At 54.0% G+C, this 19,575-nt stretch carries 16 protein-coding genes, 3 tRNA genes and 1 riboswitch; of the genes, 9 read left to right on the forward strand and 10 right to left on the reverse strand.

What is annotated here, in order from left to right:
• Positions 1–218 precede the first annotated feature (218 nt).
• Positions 219–560 (forward strand): iron-sulfur cluster insertion protein ErpA, encoded by a 342-nt coding sequence (gene erpA / locus Q8O73_RS07665; protein WP_305557092.1) that lies wholly within the window; start codon positions 219–221, stop codon positions 558–560.
• A gap of 90 nt (positions 561–650) precedes the next feature.
• Entirely contained in the window at positions 651–1,433 is a 783-nt protein-coding gene (gene xth / locus Q8O73_RS07670; RefSeq protein ID WP_305557094.1) for an exodeoxyribonuclease III, read from the forward strand.
• A 62-nt stretch (positions 1,434–1,495) separates the two neighbouring features.
• Here the strand turns inward: xth and ribB are convergent, their stop codons facing one another.
• From ribB to Q8O73_RS07715, 9 genes are all read right to left on the reverse strand, one after another.
• The gene (gene ribB, locus Q8O73_RS07675; protein WP_305557096.1) at positions 1,496–2,164 is read right to left on the reverse strand and encodes a 3,4-dihydroxy-2-butanone-4-phosphate synthase; all 669 of its coding nucleotides are present in this window, start codon (positions 2,162–2,164) and stop codon (positions 1,496–1,498) included.
• Between the two features lie 124 nt (positions 2,165–2,288).
• Positions 2,289–2,442, reverse strand: a riboswitch (FMN riboswitch).
• A 62-nt stretch (positions 2,443–2,504) separates the two neighbouring features.
• Positions 2,505–3,359 (reverse strand): aminotransferase class IV, encoded by an 855-nt coding sequence (locus Q8O73_RS07680; RefSeq protein WP_305557098.1) that lies wholly within the window; start codon positions 3,357–3,359, stop codon positions 2,505–2,507.
• A complete protein-coding gene (locus tag Q8O73_RS07685) occupies positions 3,356–3,964 on the reverse strand; it encodes an aminodeoxychorismate/anthranilate synthase component II (protein WP_305557100.1) in 609 nt (202 codons plus the stop codon). Before Q8O73_RS07685 ends, Q8O73_RS07680 begins: the two co-directional genes overlap by 4 nt.
• On the reverse strand, positions 3,961–5,367 hold the full coding sequence (pabB, locus tag Q8O73_RS07690; RefSeq protein WP_305557102.1) for an aminodeoxychorismate synthase component I: 1,407 nt from the start codon (positions 5,365–5,367) through the stop codon (positions 3,961–3,963). Before pabB ends, Q8O73_RS07685 begins: the two co-directional genes overlap by 4 nt.
• Positions 5,368–5,497: 130 nt before the next feature.
• A complete protein-coding gene (locus tag Q8O73_RS07695; protein WP_305557104.1) occupies positions 5,498–8,164 on the reverse strand; it encodes a valine--tRNA ligase in 2,667 nt (888 codons plus the stop codon).
• 92 nt (positions 8,165–8,256) lie between these two features.
• Positions 8,257–8,886 carry a DUF2497 domain-containing protein gene (locus Q8O73_RS07700; RefSeq protein ID WP_305557106.1) on the reverse strand — a complete coding sequence of 210 codons (630 nt, stop codon included), beginning with the start codon at positions 8,884–8,886 and terminating at the stop codon, positions 8,257–8,259.
• Positions 8,887–8,965: 79 nt separating this feature from the next.
• The gene (locus tag Q8O73_RS07705) at positions 8,966–10,321 is read right to left on the reverse strand and encodes a TolC family outer membrane protein (protein ID WP_305557108.1); all 1,356 of its coding nucleotides are present in this window, start codon (positions 10,319–10,321) and stop codon (positions 8,966–8,968) included.
• A gap of 147 nt (positions 10,322–10,468) precedes the next feature.
• Positions 10,469–10,795 (reverse strand): rhodanese-like domain-containing protein, encoded by a 327-nt coding sequence (locus tag Q8O73_RS07710; RefSeq protein WP_305557110.1) that lies wholly within the window; start codon positions 10,793–10,795, stop codon positions 10,469–10,471.
• Positions 10,796–10,819: 24 nt separating this feature from the next.
• Positions 10,820–11,473: a protein-L-isoaspartate O-methyltransferase gene (locus Q8O73_RS07715; protein WP_305557923.1), complete on the reverse strand. Its 654-nt coding sequence runs from the start codon at positions 11,471–11,473 to the stop codon at positions 10,820–10,822.
• A gap of 392 nt (positions 11,474–11,865) precedes the next feature.
• On the opposite strand from Q8O73_RS07715, the gene Q8O73_RS07720 reads away from it, so the two are divergent.
• The 4 genes from Q8O73_RS07720 (at position 11,866) to Q8O73_RS07735 (ending at position 15,530) form a co-directional block, all read left to right on the forward strand.
• Positions 11,866–14,256: a methyl-accepting chemotaxis protein gene (locus Q8O73_RS07720; RefSeq protein ID WP_305557112.1), complete on the forward strand. Its 2,391-nt coding sequence runs from the start codon at positions 11,866–11,868 to the stop codon at positions 14,254–14,256.
• 104 nt (positions 14,257–14,360) lie between these two features.
• Positions 14,361–14,434, forward strand: a tRNA-Cys gene (locus tag Q8O73_RS07725).
• Positions 14,435–14,438: 4 nt separating this feature from the next.
• Positions 14,439–14,514 (forward strand) — tRNA-Asn (locus Q8O73_RS07730).
• Between the two features lie 92 nt (positions 14,515–14,606).
• Complete coding sequence (locus tag Q8O73_RS07735) at positions 14,607–15,530, forward strand: aldo/keto reductase family oxidoreductase (protein ID WP_305557114.1); 924 nt, start codon at positions 14,607–14,609, stop codon at positions 15,528–15,530.
• 15 nt (positions 15,531–15,545) lie between these two features.
• Here the strand turns inward: Q8O73_RS07735 and Q8O73_RS07740 are convergent, their stop codons facing one another.
• Positions 15,546–15,872: an Atu4866 domain-containing protein gene (locus tag Q8O73_RS07740; RefSeq protein WP_305557116.1), complete on the reverse strand. Its 327-nt coding sequence runs from the start codon at positions 15,870–15,872 to the stop codon at positions 15,546–15,548.
• Positions 15,873–16,149: 277 nt separating this feature from the next.
• On the opposite strand from Q8O73_RS07740, the gene Q8O73_RS07745 reads away from it, so the two are divergent.
• From Q8O73_RS07745 to Q8O73_RS07755, 3 genes are all read left to right on the forward strand, one after another.
• Positions 16,150–16,225, forward strand: a tRNA-Asn gene (locus Q8O73_RS07745).
• Between the two features lie 69 nt (positions 16,226–16,294).
• On the forward strand, positions 16,295–16,615 hold the full coding sequence (locus Q8O73_RS07750) for a hypothetical protein (protein WP_305557118.1): 321 nt from the start codon (positions 16,295–16,297) through the stop codon (positions 16,613–16,615).
• 223 nt (positions 16,616–16,838) lie between these two features.
• Positions 16,839–19,535 (forward strand): bifunctional acetate--CoA ligase family protein/GNAT family N-acetyltransferase, encoded by a 2,697-nt coding sequence (locus Q8O73_RS07755; protein ID WP_305557120.1) that lies wholly within the window; start codon positions 16,839–16,841, stop codon positions 19,533–19,535.
• The last annotated feature ends 40 nt before the right edge of the window (positions 19,536–19,575 follow it).

Consider the following 19,575-nt stretch of genomic DNA (forward strand, 5'->3'; position numbering starts at 1 on the left):
TGCAGCATATCAGGGTGCGACCCTGAGCCAATATTCTGCCCGACTTGTCGGACATTTCACAACAAAACGCAAGCAAGGGCTGCTGCCCCTTAATCTGATGTTTTGACATTTCTGCCATGCGCGCTAAATACTGGGCTTAGAAGGTTGATCGCACCGTGATATGATCGGGGCAAGGATCATTAACCATACCCGACGGGTTGAACGTCAAGGAGAGTTCGATGGCGGAAGCATCCCAAAATGTGCAGATGACGGAAAGTGCGGCAAAACGCATTCAGGAACTGGCAGCGGGCGAAGGCAATGCGGCCCTGATGTTACGGTTGCAGGTTTCGGGCGGCGGTTGCAGTGGCTTTCAATATGAATTTTCGCTCGATTCTGACCGTAGCGACGAAGATCATGTTTTTGAGAATCACGGTGCCAAAATGGTGATTGATGACACCTCGCTTGATCTTCTGGGCGGGGCCGAGGTCGATTTTGTCCGCGAACTGGTCGGTGCGGCATTCCGGGTCAACAACCCCAATGCCACATCATCCTGCGGCTGCGGCACCAGTTTTTCGGTTTGATCATCTGCGTTTAAACCGTTCATGAAACGGGATCTGTTTTGCGACAGGTCCCGTTTTTTTCAACATCACGCTGCCAGAACCGAGGCCCTAATGAAAATCGCCACATGGAACGTCAATTCAATCAAGGCCCGGTTGCCCAATATTCTGGAATGGCTGCATGATTCCTCGCCTGATGTCGTGCTGTTACAGGAAACCAAAACCGTTGACGAAGGGTTCCCGGCGATGGAAATCGGCGATATGGGCTATAATATCGCCCTGCATGGTCAGAAAACCTATAACGGCGTCGCAATTCTGTCGAAATATCCGATTGAGGATGTCGAACGTGGTCTGCCCGGCAATGACGATGATGATCAGGCCCGTTATATCGAAGCCCTGATCGCCTCCCCCGATCCAATCCGGGTTGCCTCGATCTATGTGCCGATGGGCACCGAGGTCGGATCAGAAAAATTCGCCTATAAACTGAATTTTCTGAACTGGGTGATTACCCGGTTTGAAACGATTTTCGCCAGTGGCGAAGCCGCCGTCATGGGTGGTGATTACAACATCACCCCCGATGATGATGATGTTTATGATCCGGAAAAATTGCACGAAACGGTGTTGTGTTCGACAATCGAGCGCAAAAAACTGCGCACCATGATGAATATTGGCTACACTGATGCTTTCCGGACGTTCAACACTGCCGGGCATCAATATAGCTGGTGGGATTACCGCGCCGGGGCGTGGAACAAGGATAACGGGCTTCGCATTGACCACCTGTTGCTGACCCCGGCCGCCGCCGACCGACTAAGCGCATCAGGGATTGATCGCGATCCGCGTGCAAAAGAAAAAGCGTCCGACCACACACCGGTCTGGTGCCTGATTGATGACGCCTGACAGCTCATAACAGATGAAGAATACAAAACGGGATGGCCGATTAAAGCCATCCCGTTTTTTGCTTATTCTGCCGCCTGTTGCAACGATGTGCGGCAGGCCACAATATCTTCGATGCTGATCACCACCATGTCGTGGGCCAAGGCATAGGCAATCAGTTCGGGCAGACGCGCCATGCTGCCATCCGGGTTGGTCAGTTCACATAACACCCCGGCGGGTTTCAACCCTGCCAACCGCATCAGATCAACCGTGCCTTCGGTATGGCCGCGCCGTTCCAGAACCCCGCCCGGTCGGGCGCGCAACGGAAAAACATGGCCGGGACGCGCCAAATGGTCGGCCTTTGCACCGTCGGCAGTTGCCGTTTTGACCGTCACAACCCGGTCCGCCGCAGAAACGCCAGTGGTAACGCCTTCTTTGGCCTCGATAGAAACTGTAAAACCGGTTCCCATGCTTGATGTGTTCTTGGCGACCATTGGCGGCAAATCAAGTTCCGTTGCCGCCTCGTCGGTCAGGCACAGACAGACAATGCCGCTGCAATCGCGGATCATCATGGCCATTTGCTCATTGGTAAGATGTTCAGCCGAAAAAATCAGATCGCCTTCATTTTCGCGATCTTCATCATCGACGACCAAAACCCCCTTGCCCGCACGCAAATCGGCCAGGGCCGTCTTCATGCGGTTTTGGGTGTCACCAAACAGTGACAGGCTTGATACTGGATGAACACACTGATTCATAACCGTCCTCCATAGATGGCGGCTTACGAATCAGGGCATGCGCAAGAAAGGGCCGAACCCGAAAATTCCGGAATCCGGTCACAGGCAGACAGAATTCGGGTCTCATCACCCAATCCCTGTCACGCTTTATCCTCTCCCATCCGGACTGTTACCGTCGGCCCCGGAATTACACCGGGTCTGCTGACCCTGCCGGTCATAAAACCAGCAGGCGCTCGCGGGCTTCCCTGAAAAACAGGATTACCGCCGGTCGGGAATTTCACCCTGCCCTGAGAATAAGCGCCGTGTTCATAACGACATGTCCGTTGCAGACCGCAACGAACGCAGACACTTTAGAAAAGGATCATAAGGATTGCAAGCACTGGCTGGCCTCAATCGCCTGCGCCATATTTTCCAGAAATCCCGCCGCCACAGGTGATATTGTCAAAACACGTCCATCAATGGCACCAACCGCCCGCACCCCTTGCAGGGCATTGCAAACAAACACCAGATCGGCCGTGCCAAGATCATCGGGCCACAGGGTTTCAACACGGGCATCCATCCCGTTGCACATCGCCCAATCCAGAACAAACTGCCGTGCAATCCCGCCAAGCGCCCCCCCTGCCGGATCAGGTGTCCGCAAAATCCCGTTTTTCAGGATAAACAGATTGGCGATACCGGTTTCGGCAAGACTGCCATCCACCGACAGGATCAACGCATCATCCGCTCCCGTATCGGCGGATTCTTGCCGGGCGATGATATTATCAAGATAATTCAGACTTTTGATCCGCCCTGCCACCGACCACGGATTACGCCTGATTTTTTGCGATATTGCCAGTGAAACAAAGGAATCAGGGGATCGAGGAGTAAAAGCCGTCGCCGTAATCAGACATGTCGGCACCACCGGATCGGGCGGCAAAAGCCCGCGTGGCCCAATGCCGCGCGTCACCGTCAGGCGAACTGCAGCATCGGTCATATCGCCACACAAACCGGCAATCGCCTGCGTTACGTCCGATGCACTTGGCAGGGCGGCAGGATCAAGACCGATCTGGCTGGCATGGTCGGACAGCCGGGTCAGATGATCTTTCAGCCAGGCGACAATCCCGCGATGTGCCCGCATGGTTTCAAACATGCCATCACCCAGCAAAAACCCACGATCCATCGGATCAATCCGGGCATTGGCGGTATCCATCATCTGTCCGTTCAGCCAGATTTTCATGACGTATTCCGTGTTTTGTCTGGGTGGCAGGCCTTTGCGGACAAGGCGATATCCAGAAAATTTTGCAACAAATCATGGCCCTGTTCGGTCAGGACGGATTCGGGATGAAATTGCACGCCAAAAACCGGCAAATCTCGATGCGCAAAGGCCATGATTTCATCTTCCGGCCCCCGTGCCGTGATCATCAACGGACCATCGACCGGCAAATCGACAATCAACGAGTGATAGCGCGTCACAGTCAGCGGATTATCGATGTTCTGAAAAATCCCTTGCCCGTTATGAGTGATCCGCGATGTCATGCCATGGACCGGACGGCGGGCGCGTTTGACAATCCCGCCAAAGGCCTGCGCAATTGCCTGATGGCCCAGACAAACCCCTAACATCGGGTAATCCGGCCACAAAGCGGCAATCAGTTCCAGACTGCGCCCGGCTTCATCCGGGCTGCACGGGCCCGGAGAAAACAAAATGGCATCGGGATCGATATCGCGAACATCTTGCGGCCCCAGACGATCATTCCGCACAACTTTGACCTCCTGCCCCAGTTCCACGACATAACGGGCAAGATTGTAAACAAAGGAATCGTAATTATCGATCAGCAGGATCACGCGGTCCGGCCTCCGGTTTCCGGGATACCAAGCGCGGCAAACAGGCGGGCCGCCTTGGTCAGGGTTTCTTCATATTCCGCCGCAGGAATGCTGTCAGCCACAATACCACCCCCGACATTAAACGCCATCCTGCCCCTTTGGATCGTCAGAGTACGAATTGCAATGCTGGTATCCATCCCCCCATCAAAACCGATAAAACCAATCGCCCCACAATAAGGACCACGAGTCAGTTGTTCCAGTTTGGTGATGATTTCCATCGCCCGGATTTTCGGTGCCCCGGTAATAGATCCGCCGGGGAAACAAGCCTCCAGCAGATCAAGGGCGGTTTTACCATCGGCAAGGCTACCGGTCACGGTTGAGACCAGATGATGAACATTGGCAAAACTTTCCAATGCACAAATATCAGGGGTTTTGATGGAATGTGGTGCGCAGACTTTTGACAAATCGTTGCGCAGCAAATCAACAATCATAACATTTTCGGCCCGATCCTTGACTGAAACCATCAATTCCTGCGCAAAATTCGCATCTTCAATCGGGGTTGTGCCGCGCGGGCGCGTCCCCTTGATCGGTCTGGTTTCAACCTGTCGGCCTGTGACCTTTAAAAACCGTTCGGGCGAATTCGATACAATGGCGAGATCGCCAAAATTCAAAAAAGCCCCAAAAGGTGCCGGACTAAGATCGGCCAGACGGCGATACAGGCCAAAGCGATCCGGCACATTGCCGATACTGTATTCCGCCCGGAAACATTGCGACAGATTGGCCTGAAAAATATCGCCTGCGTGAATATAATCCACCACCCTGCCCACGGCAGCCTCGTAAGATTCCCGGTCAAAATTCGATTGCCACGGGGTAACATCCGGGCAATGTGGAACCGTCGGCACATCCCCCAAAGGACGCGCCAGCCGCAAATATTTGCGGATCATCGCAAGACGATCCGCCGCCCGTTTATCGCGTCTGCTCCCCCTGAATTCGGGGATACCGGTTGAGATCAGCCACATGCGCCGGTCAATCCGGTCAAAGGCAATCACCACATCATAAATGCCAATCGCCATGTCGGGCACATCCAACCAGTCGGTATCGGCACGGGGCAGGTTTTCAAGCTGATGCACCAGTTCATAACCAAAATACCCAAGTGCCCCCCCCTGAAAGGGCGGCAGATCATCCCGATGATCCTGTTCAAATCCCGCCAAAAGCGCCGCCAGAACATCCATCGGCTTGCCCGGCACCGGCAGACCATCCTGTATTACCTGCCCGTTTTTGGCGGTAATTTTATGTAACGGGCTGACAACGATATAGGCATGGCGGTCGCGGTCGCCGGAATCAAGTAAATGGCTGTCGGCATAGGCGGCAAATGCGCCATAGGCATCAAGCGGTTCGATATAAGGACATTCTTCAATCAGCATGGATGCCGCATCCCATCAGGTTCCCGCCAATCTATGCGATTCGTCCCGATTGGCGAGCAGAAAACCGACAAACAACAAGGGCCGATCCATCCCCGGACCGGCCCCTGTCTGCCCATATCAAGGCAATCCCTTACATGGCCGCGATGCGGGCAAGGGCTTCTTGCAGTTTCGCCTGCGTTTCGCGGGCTTCTGCAAGCTTGGCCTTTTCGGTTGCCACGATATGTTCCGGGGCGCGGCTGACAAAACTTTCGTTCGACAATTTGCCTTCCTGCGCCTTGATATATTTCGCGGTTTTGTCGATTTCCTTATCAAGACGGGCTTTTTCCGCCGCGATATCGATAAAGGCAGCCACCGACACAAACACTGAAACACCGTCAACCACCGTCTGGATCGCGCCACGGGCAATGGATTCCACATCCCCCTGCCCGGCGAAATTAACACTGGCAACACGGGCCAGACGTTTGACCTGTGCATCCTGTGCGGTAACGGCACCTTTCATCGCATCCGATGCATCAACCAGATAAACCGGCACTTCGGCAGCGGGTGGCACATTCATTTCCGAACGGACCGCACGGATTTCGCCAATCAGGCGCAGGGCAAGGTCAATTTCCGCCTCGGCAGCACGATCAATCAGATCATCGCCCAGTTCCGGCCATTTCTGCGAAATCAGAAGAGACGAACGATCGGCGGCAGTCTGTTCCCACAATTCTTCGGTAATAAACGGCATTACTGGATGAAGCATCAGCAAAATCTGATCCAGAACCCATGCCGCTGTTGCGCGGGTTTCGGCCTTGGCAGCCGCATCATCACCCATGAAAACCGGCTTTGCCAGTTCCAGATACCAGTCACAGAACGTGCCCCAGACAAACTGATAGGCCCCACTGGCGGCATCGTTAAAGCGATAGCTTTCGATCCCTGATGAAATGGCTTTGCCCGCCTCTGCAACCTTGCCGACAATCCAGCGATTCAGGGTGGTTTTAACCGCACGCGGATCAAAACCGGCCACCGGTTTGCATTCATTCATTTCGCAGAAACGCGCGGCATTCCACAATTTGGTTGCGAAATTGCGATATCCCTCGACCCGCGATCCGGCCAGCTTGATATCGCGTCCCTGTGCGGCCAGTGCCGTCAGGGTAAAGCGCAGGGCATCACAGCCATATTCATCAATCAGTTCCAGGGGATCAATGACATTGCCCTTGGATTTGGACATCTTCTGACCATGTTCATCGCGGACCAGCGCATGGATATACACATCCTTGAACGGTACCTTGCCATCCATAAAATGCATGCCCATCATGATCATGCGGGCAACCCAAAAGAAAATAATGTCAAAACCGGTAACCAGAACATCGCCCGGATAATATTTGTCCAGTTCCGGGGTTTTGTCCGGCCAGCCAAGGGTAGAATACGGCCACAGGGCGGATGAAAACCACGTATCAAGAACGTCAGTTTCCTGATCCAGAATGACATCCTTGCCATAATGGACACGGGCTGCCGTCATTGCTTCTTCTTCGGTTTCCTCAACAAAAAAGGTGCCATCCGGACCGAACCATGCCGGAATGCGATGCCCCCACCATAATTGCCGGGAAATGCACCAGGGCTGAATGTTGCGCATCCAGTCAAAATAGGTGTTTTCCCAATTTTTCGGCACGAACCGGATGCGACCGTCTTCAACCGCCTCAAGGGCCGGTTTCGCCAGAACTTCGGCATTCACAAACCACTGATCGGTCAAATAAGGCTCGATCACGACATTGGAACGATCCCCGTACGGGACCATGTGAACCGTATCCTCGATCTTGTCGAGCAGGCCCAGTTCTTCCATCTTCGCCACGATCAGCTCGCGGGCCTTGAATCGATCCAAACCACGATATTCTTCAGGAACATCGTCATTCAGACAGGCGTGATCGTTGAAAATATTGATTTTTTCCAGATCGTTGCGCTTGCCGACTTCAAAGTCGTTGAAATCATGCGCCGGGGTGATTTTCACCGCCCCCGACCCTTTTTCAGGATCTGCATATTCGTCGGCGACAATGCGAATGCGCCGCCCAACAATTGGCAGAATACAATATTTGCCGATCAGGTCCTGATAACGTTCATCATCGGGATGAACCGCAACAGCCGTATCCCCCAACATGGTTTCCGGACGCGTGGTAGCAACAGTAATAAACTCGCCCTCGCGGCCTTCAATCGGATATTTGAAATGCCAGTAATGGCCCTTGACTTCTTTTTGAACGACTTCAAGGTCGGAAATCGCAGTCAGAAGTTTCGGGTCCCAGTTGACCAGACGTTTGTCGCGATAAATCAGGCCGTCCTTGTGAAGCGATACAAACACCTTGCGCACCGCCGCCGACAGACCTTCATCCATCGTGAACCGTTCACGCGGCCAGTCCGGTGATGCGCCCAGACGGCGCAACTGCCCGATAATGGTGCCGCCCGATTGTTCTTTCCATTCCCAGACTTTTTCGATGAACTTGTCGCGGCCCAGATCGTGGCGCGAAACCTTTTGTTCACCCAATTGCCGTTCTACCACCATCTGGGTGGCGATACCTGCATGGTCGGTGCCCGGCTGCCACAGGGTATCCTTGCCGCGCATGCGGTTATAACGGATCAGGATATCCTGCAATGTAAAGGTCAGGGCATGGCCCATATGGAGGCTACCCGTCACGTTGGGCGGCGGCATCATAATGACATAGGGATCGGCCTTTGATGCCGGGTCGGCAGCAAAAGCCCCCGATTTTTCCCATTTATCGTATAATTTGCCTTCGACTTCGGCGGGGCTGTAAGTCTTCTCCAACATGGTCTTTTGATCCACTGCGGGTTTTTAAAGGGACAATAAAGAAAAAAGCGGCGCACCAAGGGCGCGCCGCTGATAATCAATTTTCGGCTCGCCTACAGGTCTTCGGCGCGGCTGACAATCCGCTCGATTTCCTTCTTCACAAGGCGTTCGATCATATAGGGCAGGTTTTCGTCAAGCCATTCCTTCAGGATCGGGCGCAACATGTCGCGCACCAGATCTTCCAGTGTGGCATGACCGGCATTCAGGCCAAGCGCAATCGCCCGTTTGCGGGCAACCGCCTGCGCCAGTTCCGTCATGCTGCCTGCCGCCGAATTTTCGGTCATGCCGGAAATCAGGGCTGGTTCGTCATCTTCTTCGTAACGGGCAGGAATCGGCGGTTCCGGTTCATCATCGAAATCTTCGATGATGTCATCGGGCAATTCCGGTTCTTCTTCCGGTTCCTCGTCGAAATCAAGCATATCGTCGAGATCAACTTCGTCTTCTTCGGGCTCGTCAAGGTCCAGAAGTTCGGGCTCTTCGTCTTCAAGCTCAAGCTCTTCGGGTTCTTCATCCAGCACGAGTTCGTCGAAATCGTCTTCCGGTTCCGGTTCGGGTTCCGGCGCGGGCTTCGGCGCAGCCTTTTTCGCAGGCTCTTTTTTGTCATCATCGCCTTCATCCGCAAGAATTTTGCGAATTGACTGGAGGATATCCTCCATTGAAGGTTCTTGTTGCCCGTCACTCATTGGTTTTCTTCCGCGCTAGTTATTTCACCGGACCCATCCGAAACCGCCCCTGATTAACGGTCAGGGATCGGGGTGCGGATCAATCCGCTCCCCACCACTGGTCTCTGACTTTATTGTAGTTTGCTTCGACATCATAGGATTCAACCGGCAGGCCAAGCACCATGGCATTCAGCGCGCCAATGGCGGCCTTGACCTGAAATTCGGCAACGGCGGCATCACGACGCGATCCAACCAAATCAACACGCGCCTGCAACAGTTCCTGTTCCTGATCAAGCACGTCAAGAACGGTACGCGATCCCACTGATGCTTCGCGCTGCACACCATCAAGGGCGACTTCGGCAGACGAAACCTGTGCCTGTTGCGATTCGATGCTGGCACGCGCTGTCACCAGCGTTTCCCATGCACTGGTCGCATTTTCAATCACTGTCCGGCGGGCACTTTCCACATTGACACGCGCCTGTCCGGCCGTTTGTTTCGATGCCCGGATATTGGAATATTCTGCACCGGACTGATAAAGCGGCACCGTGACCGAAGCCATGATTTCGGCCGTATCGGCGGTCAGATCCTCGGTCGAGGCTTCATAGGCCTGCGAAACACCTGCCGACAGATTGACTTGCGGATAAAGCGCACCTTCACTCAGACGAATGTCGTGACGGGCTGCTTCTTCGGTAAATTGGGCACTGATCACTTCCGGATGCTGACTGGCTGCCATCGACAGAACCTGTCCGACATCGGTCGGCAAGCCTGAAAGCGGATCGGGAATGGTCAAGTCCGACGGCGGATTACCCACCAGTCGTTCATATTGCGCCCGGGTATTGGCCAGATTGCCCTGGGCTGAAATCAGGCTGGCTTTTGATCCGGCCAGACGGGCTTCTGCCTGCGAAACATCGGTTCGGGTGACTTCACCAACCGAAAACCGGTCCTGCGTTGCTTCAAGCTGACGCTCCAGCACGCGGACGTTGTTTTGGTTAAGTTCGACAACCGCCGTATCGCGCAGCACATCGAAATAAGCCGTCGCCACTTCCAGGAACACATCCTGTTCAGTCGACCGCAAGGTCGAACGTTGCGAACGGATGCGGGCTTCGGCGCGTTGCGTCTGCGCCTCGGTCCGGCCACCACGATACAACGGCTGCGTCACATCAAGCCCAACCGTATAAGGGGTCAGGCTGTTGTTTGACGACGCACCGCCGTCAATTTCACTGTCAATTTCGCGCAGACCGGCTTCGCCGGTCAATTGCACTGTCGGGCGCCAATTGGAAAGGGCCTGGGATGCCTCTTCGTCGGTTGCCCGCAAGGAAGCCCGGCCAGCTTCCAGCGTCGGATTGCTCTGATAGGCCTTGATCAAAGCATCTTCGAGTGTTTCCGCAGACACTGCTGCCGATACAAATCCCGAAGTCGCCAGAATGCTGCAGGTCAGCAAGAACCGTTTTAACATTTAACTACCCTTTAAAGTCCTACACCAAGTCCCGACCCCGGCGCAGTGCCCACATGGTAACGATGGAACTGAAAATGTCCAAGAAAAGAGGCGGTTGGATACAAAAAAATCCACATACCCCATTTCAACGTTCATTTCGTCTCATTCTTACCAGTCATAACGCGGCATGTCCGGCGCTATTTCAAGCGCCCAGACATCAATACCGCCTGTCACGTTAAAAACATCTTTAAAACCGTTGGCTTCCAGCAACATACCACCATGGCGACTGCGGATTCCATGATGACACAAAACCGCGACAGGCCGGTTCGCGTCCAGTTCGTCAAGGCGCCCGGCCAATTCACCCAGCGGAATATGAATTGCGCCCTCAATCGCGCAAATCTCAAATTCACGGCTTTCCCGAACATCCAGAAGCACAATCGGATTGTCGCTCTCAAGGCTGGCGGCAAGTTCCACACATCTCAGATCACGCACCATATGGCCTGCCCGCGCCGTCCCGTATCAAAAAACAAAACTTTTTGCCGGTTCAAATCCCGGCAGATAGGGAATATTGGCATCGAACAGATCGCGATATCCGACCACACCGTTTTCCCGTTCATAGAGGCGCGCAACGCCAACTTTCCCGGCGGCACGTACGACGGCGACCAGACGACCGCCCTCACTCAGTTGATCGAGAATGGCCGCAGGCACTTCGGCGACCGCGCCGTCAAACAGCACAACATTATAGGGGGATTGTTTCGCGTAACCCGCAGCCAGATCACCCTCAACCACAATAACGTTATCAATGCTGTTATCCTGAAAGGTTTTCTCGGCAGAGGCCGTCATCGCCGCATTGCTCTCAACCGCCACAACCGTTTCGGCAATGCGCGACAACAAGGCACTACTATAGCCATAACCCGCCCCGATCACCAGGGCGACGTCGGTTGTGGCAATTTCAGCAGATTGCATCAACCGGGCAATGATCATCGGCTCCATCGCAAACCGGCCATCCCCGACCGGGATATCTTCGTCAACATAGGCAATGCCGCGCCGGTCCTGCGGTAGAAACAGTTCACGCGGAACCTCTTCCATCGCGGCCACGACCAAAGGATCGGTGACCTTGTTGGTACGAACCTGATTTTCCACCATGTTATGGCGTGCGATTTGGTAATCCATCATATCTGACCTGAACATTCCCGCGAGAAATCCTATGTGACCCGAAACCATACCGGACGCGAAATCACAACTGCCATCTGTTTATAGTCAGCCCTTTGCCAACTGACAACAGAACAAGATGCCTTTTTCTGTTCCGGTGCCTTTCTTGCGCTCGATTTCGAATGCGCCGAACCGATCATGGCAGTAAATGATCGCAACCCAGAATTATAGCAACCTGATCTTCCTGCCTGAAATATCGTTATCTTCGCGTCCCGCGATAAACTTTTGCATGACCAACCGATACAAAAGTTTATTTTTGGAAATAGTGATGTGCTATTTATGACCCAACAATGATCATCAGACGGGGAACAAAAATGCGGGATAACGGGCCGGTAAACAATCGTGAAGTTCCAATGCGCGACAGCGACATTCTGGTATCGCGCACCGATACCGGCGGTAAAATCCGCATGGCCAACAATGCCTTCATCAAAATCAGCGGCTTTGATGAAAACGAACTGATCGGTTCTCCCCACAATCTTGTGCGTCATCCCGACATGCCCAAGGCTGCCTTTGAAAATCTGTGGGCGACCATCCGGGCCGGTCGCCCGTGGCAGGGGCTGGTCAAAAACCGGGCGAAATCCGGCGACCATTACTGGGTCCGCGCCAATGTGACACCGATCCTCAAAGACGGTAAAATCGAAGAATTCATTTCCATCCGGTCAAAACCGTCAGACGCCGAAAAGACATATGCCGAAAAAGTCTATGCCGACATGCGTAAGGGTGCGGCACACAATATCGCCCTTGATGACGGGGAAATCATCGAAACCGGTTTCCGCCCCAAACTCAAAAGGTTTTTGGCCAGCATTCAGGGCAGCCTGACCGTTACATTTGCCAATATGATCGTGCTGATGATGATTATTGGCGGTTATGGGTTGTGGGGCATATATCAGACGGCACAATATCTTGATGATGTGTATGAAAACCGCGTCAAACCACTGAACCTTCTCAAACAGATATCGGATGATTACGCCGTCTTTGTCGTCGATGCCTCGCACAAGGTGCGCAATGGCAATTTCAACTGGCAACAGGGCATCGACAGCCTTGACGAGGCCGAAGACCGCATTCGCGAAAATCTGGGCGTTTATTTCAGTCGAGAATTGCATCCCCAGGAAACGCCGATTGTCGCCGATATCCGAGCCATGTTGCCCGGTGCGGATGACCTGATTACCCGCTTGCGAAATATCCTGCAAAAACAGGATAAAGCCGCCCTTGACGCCCTTGTTTTGGATGAACTTTATCAAACCATCGACCCACTGACCGATAAAATCGGCGCATTGTCAAAACTTCAGAACGACCTGACGGCAACCCGGATTAACGAAGCATCCGGCGATTTTGTCACCGCCGTTGTCGTCAAGCTGATCCTGCTAGCGACTACTGTCGCCCTGATCATGATTTATGGCCTGTGGCTGGTCCGCAAATTCCGCAAGCCGCTTGTCGATATGCAAAAACATTTTGATGCCATTGCCCGGAACGACACCACCTATCTGATCGGATTGCCCGAAGTATCCGATTTCAAGGCTCTGACCCAGCAATTGCGGGTTTTGCAGGCCAAAATCAATTACAGCATCATCGAACGCGAAGAAAACGAAGAAAAGGCCAGTTCGCTGCGGACCAAAGCACTGGAAGACCTTGCCGAAACCGTGGAACGTGAATTGCAGGAAGTGGTTGAGGTGATCATCAGCCAAACCACCCGCCTGAGTTCCGCCGCAACCGAAATGGCACATTCGTCGGGCCGGGTTTCCACCAGTTCGGAAAGTGTCGCCGCTGCCGCTCAGGAAGCGCTTGCCAATGCCGAAACCGTATCGGGCGCATCCGAGGAACTTGCCGCCTCCATTCAGGAAATCACCCGCCAGATCGAAGAAGCCACCCAAACCACCGCCGATGCCAGCAAATCAGGCACAGAAGCCGAAAAAATTGTTCTGTCGCTGAAACAAAGTGTGGACCGGATTGGTGAGGTGGCCCAACTGATCGGCGATATCGCCGCCCAGACAAACCTTCTGGCCCTGAATGCCACAATCGAGGCCGCCCGTGCCGGTGATGCCGGCAAAGGCTTTGCCGTGGTTGCACAGGAAGTCAAAAACCTTGCCAACCAGACAGCCAAATCAACCGAGGAAATCACCCGCCAGATATCTGAAATCCGGACGGTAACCGATTCCGTGGTCGAAAGTGTGCAGGAAATCACCAGCGACGTTCGACGGATCGACGAAGTGGCATCCCATGTCGCAACCTCAGTCCGGCAACAAGACAGCGCCACCCAGGAAATTGCCCGCAATATTGTGGAAACCGCCGCCGCCTCGACCGAGGTGACCGAAAAAATCAATGACGTCTCGGTCGAAGCTGAAAGCAATCTGGAACGCGCCGAAAATATGAGCAGCATCGCCCGGGAAGTTGATCAAAGCATCGCCAGTTTGCGCGCCACCCTGGTTAAAATCGTCCGTACCGCCACCCCTGAAGTCAACCGGCGACGCGATCCGCGTTACAATATGACGGTCGAGGCGACGCTCACCGTCAACGGCGAAAAAATTGAGGGTGAAACCATGGATATCTCGCTGGGCGGCAGCAAGGTCCGCCTTGCCAAGACGCTAAAGCGCGGTGATCGCGGCACCATCCGGATCAAAGGCATCGACGCCAACCTGCCCTTCGAGGTCGAAAACGCCAATGACAGGATCGTCAATCTGGATTTCACCACAACCCCGGAACGCGAAACAGTTTTGAAACCGTGGCTGGACCGTCAAATAAAGTAACCCGAATATCGCAGCAGGACCTTGTTTCAAAAATGTAAATTTGTGTGCTTGACGGCCTGCATTCGATAGGGCTATACACCGCCCTGCTAACGCGATGGCACTATGGCGCGATGGCGGAGTGGTTACGCAGAGGACTGCAAATCCTTGCACGCCGGTTCGATTCCGGCTCGCGCCTCCACTAATCCGGCATAGCTCAGTTGGTAGAGCAAATGACTGTTAATCATTGGGTCGCAGGTTCGAGTCCTGCTGCCGGAGCCACAAGCCTCTCGGGATAACCTCCCGGGAGGTTTTTGTTTTTGGGTCTTGCCGTCTATGATGCCGGGAACATTCGCAATTTTGGGAACATCGCCATGAAATCACAGGTTGCCCGCCGCAAAATGGCTGCGGATCTTGAATTTTCGCAACTTGCCTGGGGGGCATGGCGTCTGCGCGGTAGCGAGGACGTTTCCGATGCAGATGATGTCCTGCGGTTGATTGAAACCGCCCTTGATCACGGGATTACGACATTCGATCATGCCGACATTTATGGTCGTTATCAGTGCGAATCCTTTTTTGGACAGGCAATGGCCAAAGCCCCGCATTTGCGGAGGCGCATGGAAATCGTCACCAAATGCAATATTGCCCTTCTGGGCGACGCCCGACCGGAACACCGTATCGGCCATTACAACACCTCAAAGGCCCATGTCCTGCAATCGATCGATAATTCGCTGCGCAATCTGCATACCGATCATATTGATGCGCTGTTGCTGCATCGCCCCGATCCGCTGATGATCGCCGATGAAGTGGCTGATGCCTTTGCCACCTTGCGCCAAAGCGGCAAGGTCCGGCATTTTGGCGTATCGAATTTCACGCCGTCACAGTTTGATTTGCTGCAAAGCCGACTGGACCAGCCATTGATGACCAATCAGGTCGAATGTTCTGTGGTCGAACTGGCACCGATTTTTGACGGCACCTTTGATCAAATGCAGCAACACCGGGTATTCCCGATGATCTGGTCGCCACTGGGCGGGGCCCGATTGTTTTCCGGCCAGAATGACGATGCCGCCGCGCGCTTACGCCCGATTCTGGAAAATTTGCGTGCCAAATACGGCCTGCCGGGGGTTGCCGAAGTCGCTATTGCCTGGCTGCTGCACCTGCCTTGTCAGCCCTTACCTGTACTGGGCACAATGAAACCAACCCGAATCATTGATGCAACGCAGGCCTGTGGTATTGAATTTGACCGGCAGGACTGGTTCACCATACTGGTTGCTGCCCAGGGACATCCCGTGCCCTGAACGACGATCAGGCCCTTACTGGCGATACAGAATCATGCCAGCGTGATACAGTACGCCATCGCGGAAATCGCCATCCGCGGTAAAGCCTGTATCATCCCAATATTCGATATGATCGCCTTGCACCTCGTAACGCCCCTGATACGCACTTTCGCGCTGGCCGCGGGCCTCATCATACCGTCCGTTTGGCAAAAGATGATGCCGGACATGGCCATCTTTGGTGACCCACATCCCCACATAGGGATGCGGTGATTGGGTTTCATCCGCCTGTACTGATACGGTGCCCGCAGACATGGCCGTCAACACCATTGCCGCACCAATACTGTTCCTGATCCGTCCTGACATTGGAATGCTCCATACTTGATAATCCCGGAGCAATCACAGTGACGGTTTCGGGTTTCAGGGCGATAGACCGAATCCCCGGTGTTCTTGCCTGTTTCTCCAAACGAGGCAGGATTGTTGAAATAATTGCGGTTCATTTTGTCCCCGGTCCCTTTCAATCCATTAACCAGACAGAACGAAAAAAGCATAATTTCCCGTCATTTTTTAGAAAAAAGGGCTTGCGGCATCGGGGGTGTTTTTATATACCCCTGCCACGCACCGGACACGGTGTGTCGCCTGATCCGGCATAGCTCAGTTGGTAGAGCAAATGACTGTTAATCATTGGGTCGCAGGTTCGAGTCCTGCTGCCGGAGCCAATTCAAGAGGGGCCGAACATTTGTTCGGTCCCTTTTGTTTTACCCCTGTCTTTGCGAAGGATGATGTTTGTGAAGAAAACCGTCAAAATAGAACTGCGCAAAGTCAGTCTGGGAATCGCAGGTGGCACCACCGAAGGCTGGCTGGTGATCGGCAAGAATGACGTCATTCACGGCATGGTCCACCATATAGACGGTGACCTTTTCACCATTTCATCGAATACCGATGAACGCATTCAGGCCTTTGGCTGGTGCCCGATGTTTGACAGTCTTGAACATGTTCAAAACGATCTTGAAGTCGCACTGGCGATGACGGACCGGGCCGAAGTTGAACAATGGATCGAAGATTCCGAACGCTATGATCACGACCATGATTCGTCGCATCTGCACTGATTATTTCCGGTTTCATTGAAAAATCCCCCGCCTGCCCCGATTTTCCCCCTATTGTTTCAGGATTGCGAAATTCTGTCGTCCGGTGCGAATGGCAGATTTGAATTGATTCAGAACAAGGCAAAATACCGTCTTCTGACCTAGGTTTTGTTCGCAACTGCGAAATCAGAATTTCCACCCTATATAAGGGTGACCATCCTGACCCCAACAACAGGGAAACCCGGCCATGAGTACCGTTAATCTCGAACATCTTTTCAAACCGTCATCGGTGGCGGTTATCGGTGCATCAAACCGCCCGCGTTCCGTGGGACAGGTGATCATGCGCAACTTGCTGGCAGGCGGATTTGACGGGCCGATCATGCCGGTCAATCCCCGAAGTCAGTCGATTGGGGGTGTTCTGGCCTATCCCGATGTCGAAAGCCTGCCGGTTGTCCCGGAAATGGCGGTGATCTGCGTCCCGCCTGCCGGGGTGGTGCCAACCATTGAATGTTTGGTCGCCAAGGGGTGCATGGCCGCGATTGTGCTGACCGCCGGGTTGGGTTCCGTGGCCTATGACGAAAATCGCAGCGTCAAGCAGGCCATGCTTGATGTTGCTGCCCAATGCAAAATGCGGATTCTCGGCCCCAATTGTCTGGGGCTGATGGTGCCGCCGATTGGCCTGAATGCCAGCTTCAGTCATCAAAGTGCCAGCAAGGGCAAAATTGCCTTTGTGTCGCAATCGGGTGCGTTATGCACGGCGGTTCTTGATTGGGCTGCGGCGCGCGGCATCGGATTTTCGCATTTCATTTCGCTGGGCGAATGCGACGATGTCGATTTCGGCGATGTGATTGATTATCTGGGATCGGATCCGGAAACCCGATCGATCATGCTCTATATTGAATCGATTCATGAACGGCGAAGCTTTATTTCAGCCGCCCGTGCCGCCTCGCGCAACAAGCCGATCCTGTGCATCAAATCGGGCCGTTTCGCCGAAGGTGCCGCCGCCGCGGCCTCGCATACCGGGGCGCTAGCCGGGGCGGATGATGTGTTTGATGCCGCGATCAAACGGGCGGGTGTCTTGCGGGTTTATACCATCGCCGAGATGTTTTCTGCCGCCGAAACCCTGTCGCGCATGCGACCTTTCCGGGGCGACAAGCTGGGCATTGTGACCAATGGCGGTGGCATTGGCGTTCTGGCCGTTGATGCCCTGATCGAACGGCATGGCCATCTTTCCGAATTGTCTCCCACGACGATTGAAAACCTAGACAAGGTATTGCCGTCCACCTGGTCGCGGGCCAATCCGGTCGATATCATTGGCGATGCGCCGGGCGAACGTTATGCCCATGCGATTGAACATTTGCTGGCCGATCCGCAAATCGACAGTTTGCTGGTCATGCATGCGCCAACCGCCATCACCGACCCGGTAGAAGTCGCCCAAGGGGTGATCGAGGCCGTCAAGGGGACGCGCAAGAACATTCTGACCAACTGGGTAGGGGAATCCACGGTGGCGGCGGCCCGCACTCTGTTTAACAATGCCGGTTTCCCGACCTATAACACCCCTGAACAGGCGGTTGCCGCCTTTCAGCATATGGTCAATTACCGAAAATTGCAGGATGTGCTGATGGAAACACCGCCATCAGTCCCGCAGGATTTCACCCCGGCCACCGAAGAAGCCCGAACTATTATTCACCGGGCGATCCATGCCGGTCGCGACATGCTGACCGAACCCGAAGCAAAGGCGGTTCTGGAATGTTATGGCATCAACACGGTGAAAACCCTGTCGGTCGAAACGGTTGATGAAGCCGTCACCACTGCCGACAGCCTTGGTTACCCGGTTGCCCTTAAAATCCTGTCGGACGATATCAGCCATAAATCCGATGTCGGCGGGGTTGTCCTTAATCTGGAAAGTGCCGAAGAAGTCCGCATGGCTGGCACCAAGATGCTTAAAAACATCGAAAAGATGTTTCCAAATGCCCGTTTGCGCGGCTTTACTGTACAGGAAATGGTCAAACGTCAAAATGCCCGCGAACTGATTGTCGGCATGACCACCGATCCGATTTTTGGCCCGGTGATCCTGTTTGGTCATGGCGGGGTCGAGGTCGAAGTCGTCCGCGACCGGGCAATGGCCTTGCCACCATTGAACATGAAGCTCGCACGTGAACTGGTTGAAAACACACGCATTTACAACCTTTTGAAGGGATATCGCGATGTCCCGGCGGTTAATCTTGAGATGCTGTATCTGACGCTGGTGCGGTTGTCGCAACTGGTGGTGCATCTGGGCGAAGTGGTTGAACTTGATATGAACCCACTTCTGATTGATCAGACCGGCGTCATTGCCCTTGATGCCCGCATCAAGGTAACGCCCAAAGTCGTAAGCGATGACCAGCGTCTGGCAATCCACCCTTATCCGCGCCACCTGAAACAGGAAATCGTTCTGGAAGACGGCACAACCTATATGTTGCGGCCGATCAAACCGGAAGACGAACCGGCTCATTACCAATTCATGTCGAAACTGACCCCCGAAGATATCCATTTCCGGTTTTTTGGTTCGGTCCGGGAATTGCCGCATTCCGAAATGGCACGCCAGACCCAGCTTGACTATGACCGTGCCATGGCATTCGTCGCAACCGTCATGGATGGCCCGGAAAAAGACCAGATTCAGGGCATTGTCCAGGTCGCCATCGATCCCAAAAACGAAAATGCCGAATATGCCGTCATGGTGCGATCCGACCTTAAGGGGCGCGGACTTGGCCGTATTCTGATGGAAAAAATGATTGAGTTTTGCCGGGCCAAAGGCGTTCAGAATTTTGTCGGGCAAGTATTGCCCGACAACCGACGTATGTTGACCCTGTGTGAAAAACTCGGTTTCTCGCGCCGGTATCTGGCCGATGAAGAAGTTTTTGAAGTCACCCTGCCCCTTGATCTGCCGCCCCCCGCGGTCTGATCCGGCCCGAAATCAAACAGCCCCGTATCATTTTACTGTT

It is taken from the genome of Thalassospira sp. (assembly GCF_030690045.1).
Taxonomy (GTDB): domain Bacteria; phylum Pseudomonadota; class Alphaproteobacteria; order Rhodospirillales; family Thalassospiraceae; genus Thalassospira.

Bases quoted from the DNA above. Each gene is read 5' to 3' on its own strand.
- Q8O73_RS07705 (WP_305557108.1), bottom strand. From the start codon at position 10,321: ATGTTAAAACGGTTCTTGCTGACCTGCAGCATTCTGGCGACTTCGGGA.
- Q8O73_RS07680 (WP_305557098.1), bottom strand. From the start codon at position 3,359: ATGAAAATCTGGCTGAACGGACAGATGATGGATACCGCCAATGCCCGG.
- pabB (WP_305557102.1), bottom strand. From the start codon at position 5,367: ATGCTGATTGAAGAATGTCCTTATATCGAACCGCTTGATGCCTATGGC.
- Q8O73_RS07700 (WP_305557106.1), bottom strand. From the start codon at position 8,886: ATGAGTGACGGGCAACAAGAACCTTCAATGGAGGATATCCTCCAGTCA.
- Q8O73_RS07720 (WP_305557112.1), top strand. From the start codon at position 11,866: ATGCGCGACAGCGACATTCTGGTATCGCGCACCGATACCGGCGGTAAA.
- ribB (WP_305557096.1), bottom strand. From the start codon at position 2,164: ATGAATCAGTGTGTTCATCCAGTATCAAGCCTGTCACTGTTTGGTGAC.
- Q8O73_RS07735 (WP_305557114.1), top strand. From the start codon at position 14,607: ATGAAATCACAGGTTGCCCGCCGCAAAATGGCTGCGGATCTTGAATTT.
- xth (WP_305557094.1), top strand. From the start codon at position 651: ATGAAAATCGCCACATGGAACGTCAATTCAATCAAGGCCCGGTTGCCC.
- Q8O73_RS07740 (WP_305557116.1), bottom strand. From the start codon at position 15,872: ATGTCAGGACGGATCAGGAACAGTATTGGTGCGGCAATGGTGTTGACG.
- Q8O73_RS07710 (WP_305557110.1), bottom strand. From the start codon at position 10,795: ATGGTGCGTGATCTGAGATGTGTGGAACTTGCCGCCAGCCTTGAGAGC.
- Q8O73_RS07755 (WP_305557120.1), top strand. From the start codon at position 16,839: ATGAGTACCGTTAATCTCGAACATCTTTTCAAACCGTCATCGGTGGCG.
- erpA (WP_305557092.1), top strand. From the start codon at position 219: ATGGCGGAAGCATCCCAAAATGTGCAGATGACGGAAAGTGCGGCAAAA.
- Q8O73_RS07695 (WP_305557104.1), bottom strand. From the start codon at position 8,164: ATGTTGGAGAAGACTTACAGCCCCGCCGAAGTCGAAGGCAAATTATAC.
- Q8O73_RS07715 (WP_305557923.1), bottom strand. From the start codon at position 11,473: ATGGATTACCAAATCGCACGCCATAACATGGTGGAAAATCAGGTTCGT.